Raw genomic sequence first — 20,397 nt, 5'->3', positions numbered from 1 at the left:
TTTGCGTCCTGAAAGTGAAACTATGCAAGCCAGGATTTACCGGGGCACCGTCTGCGTGCGGTGCTCGAATGCTGCGATGCAGCGGGTGAATCCGCGGTCATAGGGTTAACCAGTGCCTGGTTGTCCGGAGTATTTGTCAGACCCGCCTGGCTTGCCCGATCGACCCGTTAAGGCTAGGGTAATGTGCTTCTGTACCGACACAATGCGGCCCAATGGAAAATCAGAATGCGCTCACAGCCAGCAATGAGTCTTTCCTGCGCGACCTCCAGTTGTTCTGCAACATTGCCCGCCGGGGCAGCTTCGTGGCGGCATCGACGGAAATGGGGCTGTCGCCCTCCCATGTGAGCAAGCGCCTTGCCATGCTGGAAGCGAGTCTCGGTGTGAAGCTCTTTCAGCGCACCACGCGCCGCGTCAGCATGACGAGCGACGGCGAGGCCGCTTTGCAGTGGGCGCAGAAAATACTCGACGACGTGCAGGGCATGGCCGACGCGTTCGCCGACCGGCGCACCGAGTTGCGTGGTTTGCTGCGCATCAGCACGAGCTTGAGGCTCGGCCGCAAACACGTTTCGCCGATTCTGGCCATGTTGCGCAAGCGGCATCCGAACCTCGAGATCTGGCTGGAATTGCTGGACCGGCGCGCGGACCTCGTCGGCGAAAACTTCGATATCGACATTCGGGTGGGCGCAGTGCAGGAGCCTCACCTGATCGCGCACAAGATCGTGGAGAGTGCGCGAATACTCTGCGCGTCGCCCGAATATCTGGAACGGCGCGGCACACCGGTCGAACTGGCCGAGCTGGCGCAGCACGATTGCCTCCTGTTTCGCGGGCGCGACGACCGCTTCGGCGTGTGGCGCCTGAGTGGACCGGACGGCGAAAAGAGCGTGAAGGTGACGGGCAGCGTTGCGTCCAACCTCAGCGATATCGTGGTGCAGTGGGCGAGGGATGGCTTCGGCGTGGTGATGGTATCGATCTGGGATGTCGCCGAGAGCCTGCGTGCAGGCGAACTGGTGCGTGTACTGCCCGACTACATGCAATCCGCCGACGTATGGGCGGTGACGGCGGAGCGGTTGTCGTCGTCGGCGAAGGTCCAGGTGTGCATCGAGTTCCTCAGGGAGCAGCTGACGAGTGGGCCGCATGCGCTGGTGACGCGCGGCGTGGGCGGGTTTTGACCGGATTGGTCGTGACGCCGCTCGAGCCTGAGCGAGATCCACGTTCCAATACAGTTGTCACGCAGAAAACAATACAGTGAGGCGCGGTTTTATTTGGCTGTATCGGGAGTATGACCGGCACCGTCGATACAGTTGGCAAGTCTCGATGGAGCCTGCCGGCGAGCGGATGCCCGCTCAGGGTGGTGCGACGTAGCCCGATTTTTTGCCTATGCCCCGGCGCTGGCATGCCGCGGTTGATCCCGAACACGAGGTAAGACATGAATGCAGTGAATGAACAAGCAAAGCTGTCGGTGCAGCAGTTGGGCCATTACATCGGCGGTGCGCCGGCCGCGCCGGCCAGCGGCCGTTTCAAGGACGTGTTCAATCCCGCCACCGGCAAGGTGACCGGCTCGGTCGCCCTCGCGTCGGTCGAGGAAGTGGATGCGGCGGTCCAGGCCGCCAAGGCCGCTTTTCCCGCGTGGAGCGAGACCGCGCCGCTCAAGCGCGCGCGCATTCTGTTCAAGTTCAAGGAACTGCTCAACCAGCATCACGACGAACTGGCCATGCTGATTACCCGTGAACACGGCAAGGTGTTCACGGACGCGCAGGGCGAAGTGGTGCGCGGCATCGAAGTGGTCGAGTTCGCGTGCGGCATTCCGAACCTGCTCAAGACCGATTTCACCGACCAGATCGGCGGCGGCATCGACAACTGGAATCTGCGTCAGGCGCTGGGTGTGGTCGCCGGCATCACGCCGTTCAATTTCCCGGTCATGGTGCCGATGTGGATGTTCCCGGTCGCGCTTGCCTGCGGCAACACGTTCGTGCTGAAACCCTCGGAGCGTGATCCGTCGGCGTCGCTGCGGATTGCCGAATTGCTGAAGGAAGCGGGTTTGCCCGACGGCGTGTTCAACGTCGTCAACGGCGACAAGGTGGCGGTGGATGCGCTGATCGATCACCCGGACGTGGCGGCGCTGTCGTTCGTGGGCTCGACGCCGATCGCCGAATACATTCACACGGAAGCGTCGAAGCGCGGCAAGCGCGTGCAGGCGCTCGGCGGCGCGAAGAATCATCTGGTGGTCATGCCGGACGCCGATCTCGACCAGGCGGTCGACGCGCTGATCGGCGCGGCCTACGGGTCGGCAGGCGAGCGCTGCATGGCGATCTCGGTCGCGGTGGCGGTCGGCAACGTGGCCGACAAGTTGATTGAAAAGCTGGTGCCGCGCGTCAAATCGCTCGTCATCAAGAACGGCGAAAATCTCGACGCCGAAATGGGTCCGCTGGTTACCGCCGAACATAAGGCCAAGGTGGCCGGTTATATCGCCTCGGGCGAAGCGGAAGGCGCGAAGCTGATCGTCGACGGCCGCGCGCACGCGGTGGCGAGCGAAGACGGCTTCTTTATCGGCGGCACGCTGTTCGACCACGTCGGCACGGAAATGAAGATCTACAAGGAAGAGATCTTCGGCCCGGTGCTGGCGGTGGTGCGTGTACCCGATTTCGCGAGCGCCGTTGAGTTGATCAACGCGCACGAGTTCGGCAACGGCGTGTCGCTCTTCACGTCGGATGGCGGTGTGGCGCGTGCGTTCGGCCGGCAGATTCAGGTAGGCATGGTGGGCATCAATGTGCCGATTCCGGTGCCGATGGCATGGCATTCGTTCGGCGGCTGGAAGCGTTCCCTGTTCGGCGACCATCACGCCTATGGTGAAGAGGGCGTGCGCTTCTATACGCGCTACAAGAGCATCATGCAACGCTGGCCGGACAGCATCGCGAAGGGGGCTGAATTCACGATGCCGGTGGCGAAGTAAGTCTTCTGGCGAGTCTGTCGGAATGAGAAAGCCGCGCCTGGTCAGGCGCGGCTTTTTTGCATCAGGCCTTCACAACGGCTTGTTAAACGCCCGAAGACGAATCTTCTTCCACTTCGCTCAACACGGCGTTCTGCACGGCGACCGCGGGGCTCACATACGCGGGCGCCTGGCGTGGATCGTCGACGCTATAGCGCAACCGCCCGCCCTGGACATACACACGCAACTGGCGGTACTTCACCAGATAGAGCAAGCCGACCACCGCCGCCGCGAATCCCGATGCCGCGCCCACGCCGAGCGCCCAGCGCGGGCCGAAACGGTCGGCGACCCAACCGACCACCGGCGCGCCGAGCGGCGTGCCACCCAACGCGATGGCCAGCAAAATCGCGATGACCCGGCCGCGCATGGCGGGCTCGGTGGAGAGTTGCACGAGACTGTTGGTGGAGGTCGTGAAGGTTTGCGTCGATACGCCGATCACGATCAGCACAAGGCCGAACAACACATAGTTCGGCATGAGCGAGGCCACGGTACAGCCCACGCCAAACACGCCCGCCGCGTCGAGCAGCAGCGCCATGCGCGGTTTCGCCCGGCGCGCGGCAAGCAGCGCGCCTGTCACGGAGCCGATCGCCATGGTCGAACTCAATACGCCGTATTCGCCGGCACCCGCATGAAAGGCGGTGACCGACATCGTCGAGATGAAGATCGGGAAATTCAGGCCGAACGTGCCGATCAGGAACAGCATCAGCAAAGCGGCCTTCAGGTCGGGACGCTTCCACACGTATTTGAAGCCTTCCACGAAACTGCCGCGTGAGCGCACCGCGCGCGGCTTCAGATGCAGTTCGCTCACCCGCAGCATGCGCAGCGAACCGAGTACCGCGACGAAAGACAGCGCGTTGATGAGAAACACCCAGCCGGTGCCCACGGAAGCAATCAGTAGCCCCGCGATGGCAGGGCCGATCATGCGCGCCGCGTTGAACGAGGTGGAATTCAGCGCGACCGCGTTCGACAGATCGTGCTCGCCGACCAGATCCGACACGAAGGTCTGCCGTGCCGGCGAATCGAACGCGGTGACGCAGCCGAGCAGCCCCGCGAAGACATAGACCTGCCACAGTTGTACGAGCCCGGTGACGGTCAGGATGCCGAGACCCAGCGCGAGAGACCCCATGGCCGCCTGGGTCGCGAACAGCAGCTTGCGGCGGTCGAAGTGATCGGCGGCATAACCGGTCAGCGGCAACAGCAGCATTTGCGGCCCGAATTGCAGCGACATGACGATACCCACGGCGGTCGCGTTGTGCTGCGTGAGTTCCGTGAGGACGAGCCAATCCTGCGCCGTGCGTTGCATCCACGTGCCGACGTTGGAGACGATCGCACCGCTTGCCCAGACCCGGTAGTTGAAATTGCTCAGCGAACGGAAAGTGCCATTCACCGGGCTGTTCCCTGATGAAGGATGTGGGCGGCGTTCACGCTACGGCGCGGGTTCGAACTCAAGTTCATGCGTGCGATTGTTCGAGCAGATCGAGCACGTCTTGCGTCGTGCCGGTTTCGCCGACGCGCGGGAAGATGCGCGTGATGCTGTTGGTATGAGCGTCCGCATGGAGGTCGGTCATGGCGTCGACGACGAGCGTGACGTTCAGGCCAATTTCGTGTGCGTAGCGCGCGGTGGATTCGACGCCGATGCTGGTCGCCACGCCCACGAGTACCACCTGCGTGACGCCTTGCTCGCGGAGGTACGCTTCGAGATCGGTGTTCGTGAACGCGCCCCAGGTGCGCTTGGTGACCCGATGATCCGACGGCTGCGCGTTCAGTTCGGGCACCAGTTCGGCGAAATCCGCGGGGAAGTCGCCTGTATTGCGCGCCTGATCCGCGCGGCCCGGCGCGCCGCCGGCCACGTTGACGAGCACCACGGGCAGGCCGTGGCGGCGAAATGCCTGCGCAAGGGCGGCCGCGCGTTCGACGACTGCGCCGGTGGGGTGCGCGGTGGGCAGTGCGACGATGCCGCGCTGCAAATCGATGACGATCAGTGCGGTCTTTGCATCCAGCGTGGTGATTGGCATGAAGGGCTCCTGGAGTTACGAGTCGATGAGGCGTTTGAGCAACTCGACGCCGACAGCGAGTTGTTGTTGCTCGGCCGCCGAGAAGCGTGTCTGGATGGTGCGAAACAGCCAGTCTTCGCGCGCCGCGCGGCTGGCCTTGATCTTCTTGCGGAACGCGGGTGTGAGGGAGAGAACCGTTTGCCGGCCGTCGTTCGGATCAGGCGCGCCGCTGACCAGCCCGGCTGCTTTAAGCACCGACAGCGTCTCGCCCATGGACTGCGGACGCATGCCATGAGCACGCGCCAGCGCGGTGACCGTTGCCGGACCTTCGCGCTCCAGCAAGCCGAGAACCTGCACCTGCGAAGGGGTGAAATCGCCCACGTGCGACTCTTCGCGCAAGCGGCGGCGCAGTTTGCCGGCCAGCACGCGTAAGTCTTCCGCCATGCTGTGCACGGCTTCGGAATCGATTAGTGGATCTTGCTGGGTCATGCTGCGATAGATATGAAGGCTACCTGTGAAGGTTACCTTCGTATCTGTCTGGCGTCAAGTTGAGCTAGTCGATCTGCTTGGCTGTTAGCCGATGCGCGGCGGGTGATCGGGTGTTCGGTGTCATGAAGCGGCGCTCACTTGCCCACTGCCCGGCGGCGATGTCAATATCGGGGCAAGTTGTCCAGAACGACCACCCTCACCAACCTGAGTAACGTCTCATGCAACACGCTCCTGCCATCACTTTCCGGTTCGCCGGGCAGCACGACGCGAACGCGATCCGCACCATTGAATTCGAAGCGGGGCAGCGCTTTTTCAGCGTTGATATGGCGGGGATCGCGGATGCGCCGCCTATGGATCTCGAACTCGTCGCCCGCAAGATAGCTGCACGGGAGATCATCGTCGCCGTCGGTGCCGACGCAACGTGCGTGGGTTTCGTGATGTTCGAGCCGCAACCCGCGCGCATCTACGTGCAGGAACTCGACGTGCTCACCTCGCACGCCGGGCAGCGTATCGGCGCGGCGCTGATCGAGCAGGTCGCGCAACTCGCGCGTGCGCAACGACTCCCGCAACTCATCCTGTCGACGTTTCGCGAAGTGCCGTGGAATGCGCCGTACTATCGCCGGCTCGGGTTTCGCGATATCGAAGAAGCCGAACTCGACGCAGCGCTGATCGAACGGCGCGATGCGCACATTGCGCGAGGACTCGATGAATCGAAGCGCGTTTTCATGCGGCGTGATCTTGCCTGACGAGTCGTCTGGCCGCGCTATGTTCGCGCATAAAAAAGCGCGGCGGATGTGACCGGAACAGCTCATTCCTGTCGCACCTGCCGCGCCTTTTTTTCAACATACTGCCTTACATTGGACGCTTTGAACCAGCCGTCCGACCTCCGCCGACTCAGCCTATAGCTTCGCCTTTTTCAGCTTGTTTTTCTGGCGCTTACTCCACGGTTTCCAGCGCCGGGTAATCCACGTAGCCGGTTTCGCCGCGTGCGTAGTACGTCGCCGGATTCGGCTTGTTCAGCGGCGCATTCGTGGCGAAGCGGCGCACCAGATCCGGATTCGCAATGAACAGCTGACCCCACGCCACCGCGTCTGCCTCGCCGGCGTCGAGCACCTGTTGCGCGGTTTCCTTGGTGAACTTTTCGTTCGCGATATAGGGGCCGCCGAATGCTTTCTTCAGTTGCGGGCCGAGACGGTCGTCGCCGAGCGCTTCACGTGCGGCGATGAACGCGATCTTGCGCTTGCCGAGTTCGCGGGCCACATAACCGAAGGTGCCGGCCGGATCCGAATCGCCCATGGTGTGCGCGTCGCGGCGAGGCGCGAGGTGCACGCCGACACGGTTCGCACCCCACACGCCGATGCAGGCGTCGGTGACTTCGAGCAGCAGACGGGCGCGGTTTTCGACCGGGCCGCCGTAAGCGTCGGTACGCTTGTTGGTGCTGTCCTGCAGGAACTGGTCGAGCAGATAGCCGTTCGCGCCGTGCACTTCGACGCCGTCGAAGCCGGCTGCCTTGGCGTTCTCCGCGCCTTTGCGGAATGCTTCGACCACGCCGGCGATTTCATCGAGTTCCAGTGCGCGCGGCGTCACATAGGCGCGCTCCGGACGCACCAGGCTCACGTTGCCCTGGGCGGCGATCGCGCTCGGCGCGACCGGCAGTTCGCCGTTCAGAAACAGCGGGTCGGAAATGCGGCCCACGTGCCACAGTTGCAGAAAGATCTTGCCGCCGGCGGCATGCACGGCGCTCGTGACGAGCTTCCAGCCTTCAACCTGCTCCTGCGACCAGATGCCCGGCGTGTCGGCATAGCCCACGCCTTGCGGTGTGACGGAAGTCGCTTCGCTGATGATCAGGCCGGCCGTTGCGCGCTCGGCGTAGTACTTCGCCATCAGCGCGTTCGGCACGCGGATTTCTTCGGCGCGTTGGCGCGTGAGCGGCGCCATGATGATGCGGTTCGACAGCGTGATATCGCCAATTTGCAGCGGATCGAAAAGAGTCGGCATATGAGTTCACCTTTGACGGCGGGCATGTGGCCCGAGCGTGACAAAAATACTGCGTGATGAAAGAAGTGCGGAAAGGAGTGCGGCGATGCGGATCCGGCGCCTAGAGCCTCGTGTTCATGTGCTCGAGGAACGCCTGAATGACCGGCTCGTTGCGTTTGAAAAACACCCATTGACCGACTCGCTTCGACGTGACGAGCCCCGCGCGTTGCAAAGCCGCGAGGTGCGCCGACACGGTGGACTGCGACAGGCCGCAGGCCGCGTCGATCTTGCCGGCGCATACGCCGTGATCGAGCGGCAGTTCCTGGTCGGCGAAATGCGCGTACGGCTCGCGCAGCCAGCCGAGAATCTCCCGGCGAACCGGGTTGGCAAGCGCTTTGTGAATCGCGTCGATGTCGAGCGTCATTGGGGTGGGTTTCATGGTCTTCAACAACAGGCAGGCGCGGCGCCGGTTAGTGCGCAAACGCCTGCATCGTTACGTGACGAATTATATATCGTGTTTTTACGATATGCATGAAGACACTACAGGCTATGGGGTGATAAGTGCGCCCACACGTTCCGCACTCCGGCAGCGCTTCACTGCATGACAGCATTGGACCGTCGCGGCTATATGCGAGAACGCTATTTGATCAGGATGCCTGCGCTTTATTCGTGCAGGTTTCGCTACATAAACAAGTCGCTGCGCGCCGCGTCCATGATCATCGCGACAGCCGGATGGCTGATTCGGCGCTCGATCGAAATGGCAAAGAATTCTTCGACGATCGAGTTGATCTGCCCGACCATCTTCAGATTGTGCTCCGCCTGTAGCTGACGCTCCAGCACGGTGGGTGCGAAAAGCAGGCCGCGGCCTTCACGACCGAACGCCATGGTCATCGCTCCGTCGTCGAACTCGCCGACGATGCGCGGCGAAATGGCATGCGAAGCGAGCCAGTGATCCAGCTTGCGGCGCACTGCGGATTCCGTGCCCGGCAGCAACACCGGCAACTGACTGAGCGACAGCGGAAAGCGCTTGCTGCCGCTTTGAATCAGCGCCTCTGCGCCAAAACAGCTGAGCGTCGAGCGGCCGAGCGGGTGATTGAACGCCTTGATGTTGACGTCGGCGGGAATGGGGGCGTCCGCGATGATCAGATCGAGACGGTGTACGGCCAGTTGGGCAAGCAGCGCGTGCAGTTTGCCTTCGTGACAGATCATACGCAGCGACGTGGAGGCGCTCAGCGCCGGTTCCAGCAGCCGGTAGGCGATCGCCTTGGGTACCGAATCCGCGATGCCGACGCGAAACCGTGTTTGCGCGCCGGATTCGCTCTCGCGCCGCACGGCGCTCTCGAGTTCCGAGCCCAACGAGAATATTTCGTCCGCGTAGTCGAGCGCAAGACGGCCCGCGTCGGTCAGTTCGATCGTTCGCCCATTTTTCCTGAACAGCTTCTTATCCAGCGCTTCTTCGAGCAGCTTGATCTGCCCGCTGAGCGTTTGCGGCGAGATGTGCAACTGCTCCCCGGCGCGGACGATGCCGCCCGCGTGCGCCGCGACCCAGAAGTAATGCAGATGCTTGAAGTTCACGCATCCTCCGCCAAATTCATAACACTACGGTTTATTCGAAGTGTTCGCATTAAAAATACGCATTTTTCGCTCCATCATGTTCAGTTACATTGAGGCCTCGTACTTAGGCGCCAGCGGGCGGCTAACGACAACTCACAGAGGTGACATATGGCATCGGTTGCGCAGCTCCTTCGCTCAAAAGCGTCACAGACAGTGTGGTCGACTCAGGCATCCGCTTCGGTTTACGACGCAATAGCGGTGATGGCTCACCGGAAGGTGGGCGCGCTGATCGTCGCACACCACGGTCGTATCGCCGGCATCGTGACAGAGCGTGACTACGCAAGAAAAATCGTTCTGATGGACCGCTCGTCGCGGCATACACCTGTGCGCGACATCATGTCGACGACTGTGCGCTACGTCAGTCCGGACCAGACAACCGAAGAATGCATGGCGCTCATGACGGCGGACCGGATCCGCTATCTGCCGGTCATTGCCGCAGCGCAGGTGATCGGCATGGTGTCGATCGGTGACCTCATCCAGAACCTGATTGTCGAGCAGGAACAGACCATCCAGCAGCTCGAGCACTATATCCACGGCAACAGCCTTCAGGCTGCCCAAAGTGGATTGCAGGCGCGACGGGCTGCAAGTTTGACCAGTCAATAATATTACTGTTCGTAATGTTTTTGCACTGCCCGAGTGGCGCGCCATGCGGGCAGTTCCCTGACTTACCGAAAGAGGCTTCATATGTACACGCAGATCATCAATCGTCTTCGAAGTGCCGCCAGCGCGGTGACGCGCGGAACAGCGGCGCTCGGTCTGGCCGGACTTCTTGCCCTTGGAGCCGTGGCCTCGAACGACGCCGAGGCGAAGCGCGTCGGCGGCAGCCAAAGCATTGGGCGACAGTCGCAGGCGGCGTCGCCGTCCGGCCAGGGGCAACGCAGCCAGCAGGCGCAACCCGCGCAGCAGGCAGGGCAGACACCAGCGGCCACCGGTGCCGGCCGCTGGATGGGCCCGCTCGCTGGTCTCGCCGCCGGCCTGGGCATTGCGGCGTTGCTCTCATCGTTTGGTCTGGCTGAAGGGCTGGCGCAAATGCTCTCGAATGCTTTGTTGATCGGCCTGGTGGTGCTTGCCGGCGTGATGCTGTTCCGCTTTATCGCCAATCGGCGTCGACCGAATCTGGCTTATTCAGGGAACCGGCAGCAATCGAACAACTCACCGTTTCTGAATCAGGTTGGACAATCGCGGCCTGACACGAACTTGCGCGACTGGCAACGAGCCGCGATGGGATCGACTGGCGCGGCGGGTAGCGTGAACGCACGGGAGCCCGCGCTCGCGGACCAGGCTGCATTGCTGGTAACGGCGAAGGCTATGTTCATGCGTCTTCAGGGCGCGTGGGACCGCAATGAGCAAGGCGATCTGTTCGAACTGACCACGCCGGAGATGTTCATGCGGCTCAAACAGGACCTGGAGGCACGGGGTCACGAGCCGAGCCGTACGGACGTGACGCAACTCGAAGCCGAAGTGCTGGGCACGGAAGACACCGTTAATGAAACGCTCGTCAGCGTCCGCTTTTACGGTCAGATGCGGGAAGACGACGCACAGACCGCCCAGCCGTTCCAGGAGATCTGGAACATCGTCAGGAGCACACAGGGCGACCAGGCATGGCGACTGGCGGGCATCCAGCAGATGGACCGCTAAAGGAACACAGTTGGAACGCGGTTGAAACCGGCAGCGGCTTGCTGCCGGTTATTCCCTATCTACGCCTCATTCTTGTCAGCCGATACTCACGCGGCCGGACACTGTCAAAGAAGCCCACATCGAAGCCCTGGTTGCGTGATGTCTGGACAATGAATGTCTGGAGCGCTGCCGACAGGCGAACTGTGCGCGCCACAGACCCATTTTCGGAATGAAGCCAGGTGAACACGCAGGCGTTGACCTGCGTCAATTGGCTGGCGTCTGGGTGAAATAGCCTGAGGTCAGTTATCCGCTGCCGCGATGCGGTGCGCTCGGCGATCTGACTGTCGGATACCCGGAGGTGGATGATGATCGATGCTGCATTCGCTAGACCACGCCGGTAAAAACCCTGCACGACATTCGAGGTTGCCGGAAATTACCTCGTTTACGCCTAAAACCGGAGACACGAAAAATGGAAGAAGATCTTGTTCAAAGGATAGAGTCAAATCCCAAGTACCGACAACTGGTGGCAACGCGTTCGTCGTACGGTTGGCTCCTGACGGCAATGATGATGGTCGTCTACTATGGCTACATCCTGCTGGTTGCATTTGGCAAGAATCTGCTTTCCGCCAGGATTGGCTCCGGCGTGATGACCTGGGGCATCCCGATCGGGCTGTTCGTGATCGTTTTTACTGTGGCCATTACGGGAATCTACGTTCGGCGCGCCAACCGGGAATTCGATGACCTCACCGCTCAAATTCGCAGTGAGGTGCTGTGATGACTAAATTCCAACGTGGTTTGTGCGCATTGACGCTGTGTGCCGTGGCCGGCACGGTCTGGGCTGCAGGGGGTGACCTCGGCCAGTTGCAGAAGCAGCCGACCAACTGGACAGCGATATCGATGTTCGCTGTTTTTGTTGTGTTCACGCTGTTCATCACGAAGTGGGCCGCGAGCAAGACAAAATCCGCTGCGGAGTTCTACACGGCGGGTGGCGGGATTACGGGCTTCCAGAACGGGCTTGCCATCGCCGGTGACTATATGTCCGCTGCGTCGTTTCTCGGCATTTCGGCGGCGGTCTATTTGAATGGCTACGACGGACTGATCTATTCGATCGGCTTTCTGGTCGGATGGCCGGTCATTACCTTTCTGATGGCGGAGCGCCTGCGTAATCTTGGTCGCTTCACTTTCGCCGACGTTGCCGCATATCGTTTTCAACAGACGCCAATCCGCGTGTTCGCGGCATCCGGTACGCTGGTTGTGGTGGCGTTTTACCTGATCGCGCAGATGGTCGGCGCAGGCCAGTTGATCAAGCTGCTGTTCGGTCTGGAATACTGGGTCGCGGTCGTGATCGTCGGCAGTTTGATGATGGTCTATGTTCTGTTCGGTGGCATGACGGCGACCACATGGGTTCAGATCATCAAAGCGGGCTTGCTGCTGGCGGGCGCGAGCTTCATGGCGTTCATGGTGCTGGCGCAGTTTCACTTCAATCCGGAAGCGCTGTTCGCCAAAGCGGTCGAGATTCATGCGAAGAAGGACGCAATCATGGGTCCGGGCGCCTTTATCAAAGATCCGATCTCGGCGATCTCCTTCGGCATGGCGCTGATGTTCGGTACGGCAGGCCTGCCGCATATTCTGATGCGCTTCTTCACCGTGCCGAGCGCCAAGGAGGCGCGCAAGTCCGTGTTCTGGGCAACCACATGGATTGCCTACTTCTACCTTCTGACATTCATTATCGGCTTCGGCGCCATCGTTCTCGTCAGCACCAATCCGGTATATAAGGATGCGCTCGGCGGGCTGCTGGGCGGCAACAACATGGCAGCCATCCATCTTGCGAATGCAGTGGGCGGCAACGTGTTTCTCGGCTTCATCTCCGCCGTGGCCTTCGCAACGATCCTTGCGGTTGTCGCCGGGCTGACGCTATCTGGCGCTTCGGCGGTATCGCACGATCTCTACGCGACGGTGTTCAAGAAGGGCAAGGCGGCCAGCGATAAGGAACTCCGTGTTTCGCGGATCACGACAGTAGCGCTGGGCATCGTGGCGGTGATCCTTGGCATTGCCTTCGAGAAGCAGAACATCGCCTTCATGGTCTCGCTGGCCTTTGCGATTGCGGCATCGGCAACGTTTCCGGTGCTGTTCATGTCGGTGTTGTGGAAGGATTGCACGACACGCGGCGCCACCATCGGTGGCTTTCTCGGGCTGATTACGGCGGTTGGGCTGACGCTCGTCTCCAAGTCGGTGTGGGTGGATGTGCTCGGTCACAAGGATGCGATTTTCCCCTATACGTCGCCCGCCCTGTTTTCCATGACCGCGGGTTTTGTCGGGATCTGGCTGTTCTCGATTCTGGACAGGAGCGAGCGCGCACGCATCGACCGCGCGGGGTATCCGGCCCAGAAAGTCCGTTCGGAAACCGGTATCGGTGCATCGGGCGCATCCGGCCATTGACCTGGGCGGACGCGGCACGAGAAGCCTCGAAACCATCCGGAGCTTCTCGTGATGCAACCGGGCGTTCATGGCGCGCAGCCGCCGTGACGCTATTGTTCAGGTGCCCGCAATATCGCCGCTGCTGAAAGAAGGTTCGCAAATCCTTTTGCGGGAGATGCCCATGTCGCATCGCACCCTTGCCGGCCAGCGCCTGATCGCTTTGTTCGTGCTGGGCTGGCTGGTGTTCAACTATCCTTTGCTGGCCTTGTTCAACGACACGCGAACCTGGTTGGGCCTTCCGCTCCTGTACGGATATCTGTTCGCCGCGTGGGCGCTTTTCATCGTTTTGCTTGCCGTCATCGTCGAACAGGGGGCTTCGCGTAAAACATCCACGCGGGCCGTCGGATCCGAACCGGCATCGAAGGACTGAGATGCTGGACGGCTGGGTCATCGCACTGGCGTCGCTCGTCTATCTGGGTGTGCTGTTTGCGGTCGCGTTTTACGGCGACCGGCGCGCGGATGCGGGCACGAGCATCATCAACAGCCCCTACGTCTACGCGTTGTCTCTCGCGGTTTACGCGAGTTCCTGGACGTACTATGGCAGCGTTGGTCGAGCGGCCAGAAGCGGCGTCGGCTTCATGCCGATTTATCTCGGTCCCACCCTGGTGGCGGCGCTGTGGTGGACCGTGTTGCGCAAGATGATCCGCATCAGCAAGAACAATCACATCACGTCGATCGCGGATTTCATGGCTTCGCGCTACGGCAAGAGCGCGCTGCTCGGCGGGCTCGTCACGCTGGTGGCGGTGGTCGGACTCGTGCCTTACATCGCGCTGCAACTGAAGGCCGTATCCGCCAGCGTCGCCGTCCTGACGCATGCCCCCGGCATTGCCAGCGGGCGTGCCGAAGCCGGGCCCTGGTGGTCGGACCCAACCCTGTATATCGCGCTCCTCCTGGCGACGTTCACCATTGTGTTCGGAACGCGCCACCTCGATGCTTCCGAACGCCACGAAGGCATGGTCGCCGCGATCGCCTTCGAGTCCCTCGTGAAGCTCGTCGCGTTTCTAGCCGTAGGGGCGTTCGTCACGTTCGGAATCTACGATGGCTTTGGAGATCTGTTTGCGCGGGCGCAGGCGATCCCCGCATTGAACGCCTTGCTGACGCTGCATGGCGGAGAGGCAGGCGCAGGCGGTGCGGCGTTTGGGAGTTGGGCGTCACTGACCGTGTTATCGATGCTGTCGATCATGCTGCTGCCCCGCCAGTTCCAGATTGCCGTAGTGGAGAACATGGACGAAAACCACGTCGCGAAGGCTGTCTGGGTGCTGCCGCTGTATCTCCTCGCGATCAACGTCTTTGTGTTGCCGATTGCGTTCGGCGGAACGATGAATTTCTCCGGCGGTGCCGTGGACCCGGACATGTTCGTGCTGGCGCTGCCCATGCGTGAGCATCAACTGGCGCTCACGCTCTTCGTGTTCATCGGCGGGTTGTCGGCTGCGACCGGCATGGTGATCGTCGAAACCATCGCGCTCAGCACGATGGTCTGCAATGACATTGTGATGCCCGTGCTGTTACGCCTGCAATCATTGCAATCCGACCGGCGCGCGAACTTCCCCGGACTGCTGCTCACGATCAGGCGCGCCGCGATCGTGCTGCTGATGATGCTTGGCTATGCCTATTTCCGGCTTGCCGGCGAAGCGTACGCGCTGGTCTCGATCGGCTTGATTTCGTTTGCGGCGGTAGCGCAGTTCGCGCCTGCGATGCTCGGGGCGATCTACTGGAAAAACGGCACCCGGCCCGGCGCGCTGACCGGCTTGAGCGCGGGATTCCTGCTATGGGCCTATACGCTCTTGCTACCTTCGTTTGCCGAATCCGGCTGGTTGCCGCGTGGCTTTCTCGCGCAAGGACCGCTCGGCATCGAGTGGCTCAGGCCGAGGCAACTGTTCGGTCTGCAGGGGCTGGACGAAGTCTCGCATGCGCTTTTCTGGAGCATGCTGGCGAACGTCGCGGGCTTTGTCGGCGTGTCGCTCGCAAGCGGGCAGAGCGTGGTGGAAAAGACCCAGGCTGCTTTGTTCGTCGACGCCTATGCGCACACCGGCGACGCGCTCCGCCCGGACATCTGGCGCGGCAGCGCCTCGACCGAAGCGGTGCTCGAGCTGTTGCGGCGCTTCCTCGGTTCAGCTGCTGCCGACGACGCATACGCGCGCTTCCACCACGAACGTGGTGGCACGAACTCGCCCACCGCGGACGCCGACCTCGTGCGCTTCGCGGAGAGGCAACTTGCCGGGGCGATCGGCGCGGCGTCGGCGCGGGCGATGATAGCGACGGTCGTCGACGAGGAGCCGCTCGGGTTGAACGAAGTGATGGCGATACTGGATGAAACCTCTCAGGTAGTCGCCTACAGCCACCAGCTCGAGCAGAAGTCGCGCGAGCTGGAGAGTGCATCGGCGGAACTCAAGGCAGCCAACGCGCGGCTCAGCGAGCTCGACCGTATGAAGGACGATTTCATTTCGACGGTCACCCACGAATTGCGCACACCGCTCACGTCGATCCGCGCGTTCTCGGAAATCCTGCGCGAGCATCCCGATCTGCCGGCCGCGAAGCGCGGCGAATACCTCGATATCGTGATCAAGGAGAGCGAGCGGCTCACGCGGCTCATCAACAATGTGCTCGACCTCGCCAAGATGGAATCGGGCAGCGCGCAATGGCATGCCGAGCCGCTCGACCTGAAGCAGGTCGTCGAAGACGCGGTGAACGCTACCCGCCAGATGTTCGCCGAACAACGCATCGAGCTCGAACTGGACCTGCCGGCCGCGGTGCCGCTAGTATTGGGCGATCACGACCGTCTGATGCAGGTGGTGCTCAATCTGCTGTCGAATGCGGCGAAGTTCTGCGACCGTGCCGGCGGGCGCGTCGGGGTGCGGCTCGTCCGGGTGGGTGCAGCGCTACGCGTCGAGGTGCGCGACAACGGTCCCGGCGTGCGTGCGCAGGATAGGGAACTCATCTTCGAGAAGTTCCGGCAGGGAGGCGACACGATCAGCGGCAAGCCGCAGGGCACCGGCCTCGGACTGCCGATCAGCCGGGAAATCGTCCGCCATTTCGGTGGTACGCTGAGGCTGGAAAGTGCGCCGGGAGAGCCGGGAGAAGGAGAGGGCGCCGTGTTCGTGTTCACGCTACCCCTCGCGAGCGCGACGGAGACAACGTCATGACCTATAAAGTCCTCATCGTCGACGACGAACCGAACATCGTCATCTCGCTGGAATTCCTGATGACCGAGTGTGGCTACGATGTGGCGATTGCGCGGGACGGAGCGCAAGCCCTTGAGCAGATGGCCGCGTTCCAACCCGACCTCGTGCTGCTCGACGTCATGCTGCCGTTGCGCAACGGCTTCGAGGTCTGTCAGACGATTCGCGAAAACAGCGCGTGGAATCGAACGAAGGTGGTGATGTTGTCGGCGAAGAGCCGCGACCTCGAGGTGAGCAAGGGCCTCGCGCTCGGTGCCGATGCGTACATCACCAAGCCGTTCTCCACGAGGGAACTGGTCGAGCAGGTGCGCTCGCTGCTCGCGCGACATGACCGAAGCGACGAATGATCGTCACGATGATCGCCAGACGTCGGTTTGGCATTGCATTGGCACTGCTGTTCGCAGTGCAGGTGCTTATTGGCGCCGCGATTCTTGCGTCTCTCGCGCTCGACGTCCCCAACGCGCAGCGCGCATGGTTGCGCGAGATGCTGCTGCAACGGGCCGCGGTCTGGATCGCCCTCTCAACGCTGCTGCTGTTCGCACTGGGCTTCGGCCTGAAAGCGCTGTTCGACGCCTATATCACACCGGTCGCGCGACTGGCTGAAGACGCCGTGCTGCTCGCGGCCAACCCTGGGCACCGCATCACGGTGCGGGGCGCGCGCGACGTGCGCGTTCTGGTCGAGAAGCTGAACGCGCTTGCCGCCGCACATCAAACGCTGCACAGCGACGTACAGGAAAAAATCGAACTCGCGAACCGTGCGCTCGCCGAAGAAAAGAACCGGCTCGCTGCGCTCATGGCGGAACTCGCGCTGAGCGTACTGGTGTGCAATATCGACGGGCGCATCCTGCTTTTCAACACTCGCGCGAGGCAGTTGCTGCGAACCGGCCATCAGGGCGTCTCGGCCATCGGGCTTGGGCGCTCGGTTTTCGGCGTGATCGAGAGCGGTCTCGTCCTGCACGCGCTGGAACAAATCCAGCACCAGTTGCGGGACCCGCGCGACGACATGGCGCCACCCGTTTGCGCCTTCGTTGCGACGCTTGCGGACGGGCAAATCGTGCGCGCGCACATGGCGCCCGTATTCGATAGCGCCCGCGCACTCAATGGCTTCGTGCTCACGCTGGAAGACATTACGCGCCACGTCGAGGCGGATAACCGGCGCGACGCACTGGTGCAGTCGCTGACGCAAGACACGCGGGCAACGCTCGCGAATATCCGCGCGGCGGTCGAGACCATCCAGACCTTTCCGGGCATGAGCGGCGCGAAGCGGACTCAGTTCACCGCCATCATCGGCGACGAATCGATGCGCCTCGCCGCTCAGATCGAGCGCGCGGTGCAGCAGGGCAGCAACGCTACGGACAGCCGTCGGGAACTCGAAGACATGCGTGGCGCGGACCTGATCGCTTTACTGATGCGGCGCATCGGAGGCCCATCACTGCGCGTCACGGCCGGCGACACCATTGACGCCACCTTGTGGCTCAGGGTCGACAGTTACGCATTGACGCAGGCGCTCGCCTATCTATCGCGGCGGCTCGCGGCTGACGCGGGCGTGACCGAACTGCGCTTCGATTTGCAGCGCGCCGATCGGCTGGCGCATCTGGATCTCGTCTGGAGCGGCGCGCCGTTGGCCGCCGACACGTTAAGGGCGTGGGAGCACGCACCGCTTCCGGTCAGTGCTGGGGGCCTGGCGCTTACGCTGAATTCGGTGATCGCGCGCCACGGCGGCGAATCGGTATATCGTTGCGAGCCGGCCGAGGGCAGGGCGCGCTACCGCGTGATGCTGCACGCCGCCGAGCCCCGGAGTGCGCTCGATATTGCACCGCCGCCGACAGGCCGGCCCGAATTCTACGATTTCGATCTTTTTCATCAGCCGGGACAGAGCGCCGAGATCGATCAGTGCCTGCTCTCGCAACTCAGCTATACGGTGTTCGACACCGAGACCACCGGGCTCGATCCCGCCGCGGGCGACGAAATCATCTCTATCGGCGCCTTGCGAATCGTCAATGGACGATTGCTCCAGCAGGAAACGTTCGACCGGCTGATCGAGCCGAGAGGCTCGCTGAGCGCCGAATCGACCAGTATTCACGGCCTGACTCACGCAATGCTCAAGGGACAGCCGCGGGTCGAAGCAGTGCTGCCGCAGTTCCACGATTTTGCGGCGGACACCGTGCTCGTCGCGCACAACGCCGCGTTCGACATGCGATTTCTGCAAATGCTCGAAGCGAGGACCGGCGTGGCGTTCAGGCAGCCGGTCCTCGATACGCTGCTCCTGTCGCAGGTGATCCACCCTCATCAGCCTGGGCACTCGCTCGAGGCGATCGCCGCGCGCCTCGGCGTGCCGGTGATCGGCCGGCACACCGCGCTCGGCGACGCCATCGTCACCGGCGAGGTGTTCCTGCGGATGATCCCCTTGCTGGCGGAGAAAGGCATAGTCACGCTAAAAGATGCCCGCGATGCCGCGCAGCAGACCCTTTACGCGCGAATCCGCTACTGAGGAGTGCACACCCGATGGATGATTCCGCCACCTCCGGGCCCGATGCTGTTTTCGACCCGCAAACCGTCGCGGGTCGCGCGCTCGCGCACGACCTGCGACACGCTCATCGCAGCATAGCCGACGCGAACGATGCCGCGTCTTTGCAACTGGCCGCTGCGACGGTGCGCAGGCTCGTGCATTGCGCGGTGGGCGAGGCGGCTCCGGCACCGCTCACCGGACTTTTCTCCACGCTGAACGACCAGATCACGCGCCGCGCAATCGAGTTGACCTGCGCCGGGACACCCATGCAGGAAGCGCGCTGGTGCTGGATCGCGCTGGGCAGCGAAGGGCGTCAGGAACAGACGCTGTCGAGCGACCAGGACAACGGCATCATTTTCGCTGGCAGCGGTGGCGCCACGGCGCTGCGGAAACAACTGTTGCCGCTTGCGCTGCGCATCAATGAAGCGCTCGATGCCTGCGGCTTTCCCTTGTGCACCGGGCAGATCATGGCGAGCAATCCGCAGTGGTGTCTCGACCTGCACGAATGGCGGGAGCGCTTTGCGACATGGATCAGCGAGGGCGACCCGCAGGCGCTCCTTAACGCGAGCATTTTCTTCGACTTGCGCCCCCTCTATGGCGCCTTCGATCTGGCCGAGGTGCTCGCCGACTGGCTCGAAGAGATCGTGCCGGACAATCCGCGCTTTCTTTACCAGATGACGGAGAACGCATTGCGGCGCAAGGCGCCGCTCGGCGTGGTGCGTGATTTCGTGGTCGAGAAGGGGGGCGAATTCGCCGGCACGCTCGATCTCAAACTGCATGCCGCGACGCTGTTCGTCGACGCGGCCCGGATCTACGGCCTCGCCCTTGGCGCTCGCACGAGCAATACGGCGGATCGCTTTCGACGGGCTGGAGAGGCGCAACGCCTGGATCAGCGCGATGTGGATTCGTGGATACAGGCGTTTTATTTCATCCAGAAGCTTCGGCTGGAAAATCAGCAGCGCTGTTATGAGCGTGGCTTGCCCATGCACAATCACGTCAATCCAGACGAACTGGGCCCGCTGACACGGCGCGCTCTGCTCGACACGCTTCGCCAGGCGCGTGCCCTACAAAAGCGCCTCGCGTTGGACTACCTCGACACGTGTCGAGGGCTTTGAGCAAACCCAGCAAATTGACGCGCAGATAGAACGCAATCCGGCGCGTCCCGAACACATCATCACCGAGTCGGGCGTGGAATACCGGCTGGTCGGCGTGCGTTGACTTTCACGGGATTTTTATGCGGTCTGCTGCAATCGTTTCGCGCTCTTTACGAGGTCCTCCGTATAGTGAGCGACTGGTTTTTCGACGTGGAAAAACCGCGAAATTAGCAGGGGTTAATATGGCATTCAAACAAACCAAGGGCGGTATGACCGTCGAGGCTTGCGTGTTTCCCGCTCCGGGTCACATGTTCAAAGGCGCCTTGCGCGTGACGACCATCAGACACGACAAACAGATCCAGCAGATCACCGGGCGCGGCTGCGGACGGCCGATGCCCAGTTCCGCGCAAGCGCTGGAATTGGCCGAACTCGAAGCGCGCCGCGTGCTCGGCGTCTGACA

General features: G+C 62.3%; 19 protein-coding genes. 13 read left to right on the top strand and 6 right to left on the bottom strand.

Annotated features, from left to right (window positions below; all coding sequences use genetic code 11):
- The first annotated feature begins 212 nt into the window (after nucleotides 1-212).
- Together P0D68_RS24420 and P0D68_RS24415 are read left to right on the top strand one after the other, a co-directional pair.
- Nucleotides 213-1,169, top strand: coding sequence for a LysR family transcriptional regulator (locus tag P0D68_RS24420; RefSeq protein WP_408300766.1), 957 nt, complete (start codon nucleotides 213-215; stop codon nucleotides 1,167-1,169).
- A gap of 257 nt (nucleotides 1,170-1,426) precedes the next feature.
- Nucleotides 1,427-2,950: a CoA-acylating methylmalonate-semialdehyde dehydrogenase gene (locus tag P0D68_RS24415; protein ID WP_408300764.1), complete on the top strand. Its 1,524-nt coding sequence runs from the start codon at nucleotides 1,427-1,429 to the stop codon at nucleotides 2,948-2,950.
- Nucleotides 2,951-3,032: 82 nt separating this feature from the next.
- Here P0D68_RS24415 and P0D68_RS24410 read toward each other — a convergent pair whose 3' ends face one another.
- From P0D68_RS24410 to P0D68_RS24400, 3 genes are all read right to left on the bottom strand, one after another.
- Nucleotides 3,033-4,373, bottom strand: coding sequence for an MFS transporter (locus tag P0D68_RS24410; protein WP_408300762.1), 1,341 nt, complete (start codon nucleotides 4,371-4,373; stop codon nucleotides 3,033-3,035).
- Between the two features lie 64 nt (nucleotides 4,374-4,437).
- A complete protein-coding gene (locus P0D68_RS24405) occupies nucleotides 4,438-5,001 on the bottom strand; it encodes an isochorismatase family protein (protein WP_408181947.1) in 564 nt (187 codons plus the stop codon).
- Between the two features lie 15 nt (nucleotides 5,002-5,016).
- Nucleotides 5,017-5,469, bottom strand: a complete 453-nt coding sequence (locus P0D68_RS24400; RefSeq protein WP_408300760.1) for a MarR family winged helix-turn-helix transcriptional regulator — start codon at nucleotides 5,467-5,469, stop codon at nucleotides 5,017-5,019.
- 218 nt (nucleotides 5,470-5,687) lie between these two features.
- Between P0D68_RS24400 and P0D68_RS24395 the strand changes: the two genes are divergently transcribed.
- On the top strand, nucleotides 5,688-6,215 hold the full coding sequence (locus P0D68_RS24395) for a GNAT family N-acetyltransferase (RefSeq protein WP_408300758.1): 528 nt from the start codon (nucleotides 5,688-5,690) through the stop codon (nucleotides 6,213-6,215).
- A 190-nt stretch (nucleotides 6,216-6,405) separates the two neighbouring features.
- Here P0D68_RS24395 and P0D68_RS24390 read toward each other — a convergent pair whose 3' ends face one another.
- The 3 genes from P0D68_RS24390 to nhaR form a co-directional block, all read right to left on the bottom strand.
- Nucleotides 6,406-7,467 (bottom strand): alkene reductase, encoded by a 1,062-nt coding sequence (locus P0D68_RS24390; RefSeq protein ID WP_091802386.1) that lies wholly within the window; start codon nucleotides 7,465-7,467, stop codon nucleotides 6,406-6,408.
- A 100-nt stretch (nucleotides 7,468-7,567) separates the two neighbouring features.
- Nucleotides 7,568-7,870, bottom strand: a complete 303-nt coding sequence (locus P0D68_RS24385; protein WP_091802383.1) for an ArsR/SmtB family transcription factor — start codon at nucleotides 7,868-7,870, stop codon at nucleotides 7,568-7,570.
- Nucleotides 7,871-8,127: 257 nt separating this feature from the next.
- Entirely contained in the window at nucleotides 8,128-9,021 is an 894-nt protein-coding gene (nhaR, locus tag P0D68_RS24380; protein ID WP_091802380.1) for a transcriptional activator NhaR, read from the bottom strand.
- 147 nt (nucleotides 9,022-9,168) lie between these two features.
- Here nhaR and P0D68_RS24375 point away from each other — a divergent pair, with 147 nt between their 5' ends.
- From P0D68_RS24375 to P0D68_RS24330, 10 genes are all read left to right on the top strand, one after another.
- A complete protein-coding gene (locus tag P0D68_RS24375) occupies nucleotides 9,169-9,663 on the top strand; it encodes a CBS domain-containing protein (protein WP_091802377.1) in 495 nt (164 codons plus the stop codon).
- 81 nt (nucleotides 9,664-9,744) lie between these two features.
- Complete coding sequence (locus P0D68_RS24370) at nucleotides 9,745-10,698, top strand: Tim44 domain-containing protein (protein ID WP_408181934.1); 954 nt, start codon at nucleotides 9,745-9,747, stop codon at nucleotides 10,696-10,698.
- 448 nt (nucleotides 10,699-11,146) lie between these two features.
- Nucleotides 11,147-11,452, top strand: coding sequence for a DUF485 domain-containing protein (locus P0D68_RS24365; RefSeq protein WP_408181932.1), 306 nt, complete (start codon nucleotides 11,147-11,149; stop codon nucleotides 11,450-11,452).
- Nucleotides 11,452-13,116: a cation acetate symporter gene (locus P0D68_RS24360; RefSeq protein ID WP_408300755.1), complete on the top strand. Its 1,665-nt coding sequence runs from the start codon at nucleotides 11,452-11,454 to the stop codon at nucleotides 13,114-13,116. The genes P0D68_RS24365 and P0D68_RS24360 overlap by 1 nt, the downstream gene beginning before the upstream one ends.
- 67 nt (nucleotides 13,117-13,183) lie before the next feature.
- Nucleotides 13,184-13,525, top strand: coding sequence for a hypothetical protein (locus tag P0D68_RS24355; protein WP_408300753.1), 342 nt, complete (start codon nucleotides 13,184-13,186; stop codon nucleotides 13,523-13,525).
- 1 nt (nucleotide 13,526) lies between these two features.
- On the top strand, nucleotides 13,527-16,298 hold the full coding sequence (locus P0D68_RS24350; protein WP_408300751.1) for an ATP-binding protein: 2,772 nt from the start codon (nucleotides 13,527-13,529) through the stop codon (nucleotides 16,296-16,298).
- On the top strand, nucleotides 16,295-16,681 hold the full coding sequence (locus tag P0D68_RS24345; RefSeq protein ID WP_091802362.1) for a response regulator transcription factor: 387 nt from the start codon (nucleotides 16,295-16,297) through the stop codon (nucleotides 16,679-16,681). Before P0D68_RS24350 ends, P0D68_RS24345 begins: the two co-directional genes overlap by 4 nt.
- An 8-nt stretch (nucleotides 16,682-16,689) precedes the next feature.
- Entirely contained in the window at nucleotides 16,690-18,825 is a 2,136-nt protein-coding gene (locus P0D68_RS24340) for a 3'-5' exonuclease (RefSeq protein WP_408300749.1), read from the top strand.
- A gap of 14 nt (nucleotides 18,826-18,839) precedes the next feature.
- Complete coding sequence (locus tag P0D68_RS24335) at nucleotides 18,840-19,958, top strand: DUF294 nucleotidyltransferase-like domain-containing protein (protein ID WP_408300747.1); 1,119 nt, start codon at nucleotides 18,840-18,842, stop codon at nucleotides 19,956-19,958.
- 221 nt (nucleotides 19,959-20,179) lie between these two features.
- Nucleotides 20,180-20,395: a hypothetical protein gene (locus tag P0D68_RS24330; protein WP_408300745.1), complete on the top strand. Its 216-nt coding sequence runs from the start codon at nucleotides 20,180-20,182 to the stop codon at nucleotides 20,393-20,395.
- Nucleotides 20,396-20,397 lie beyond the last annotated feature (2 nt).

This window comes from Paraburkholderia sp. RL17-380-BIE-A (assembly GCF_046028085.1).
In the GTDB taxonomy this organism is placed as follows: Bacteria; Pseudomonadota; Gammaproteobacteria; order Burkholderiales; family Burkholderiaceae; genus Paraburkholderia.
The sequence above is the reverse complement of the archived record's forward strand: the minus strand, read 5'-3'. Positions and strand labels throughout refer to the sequence as shown.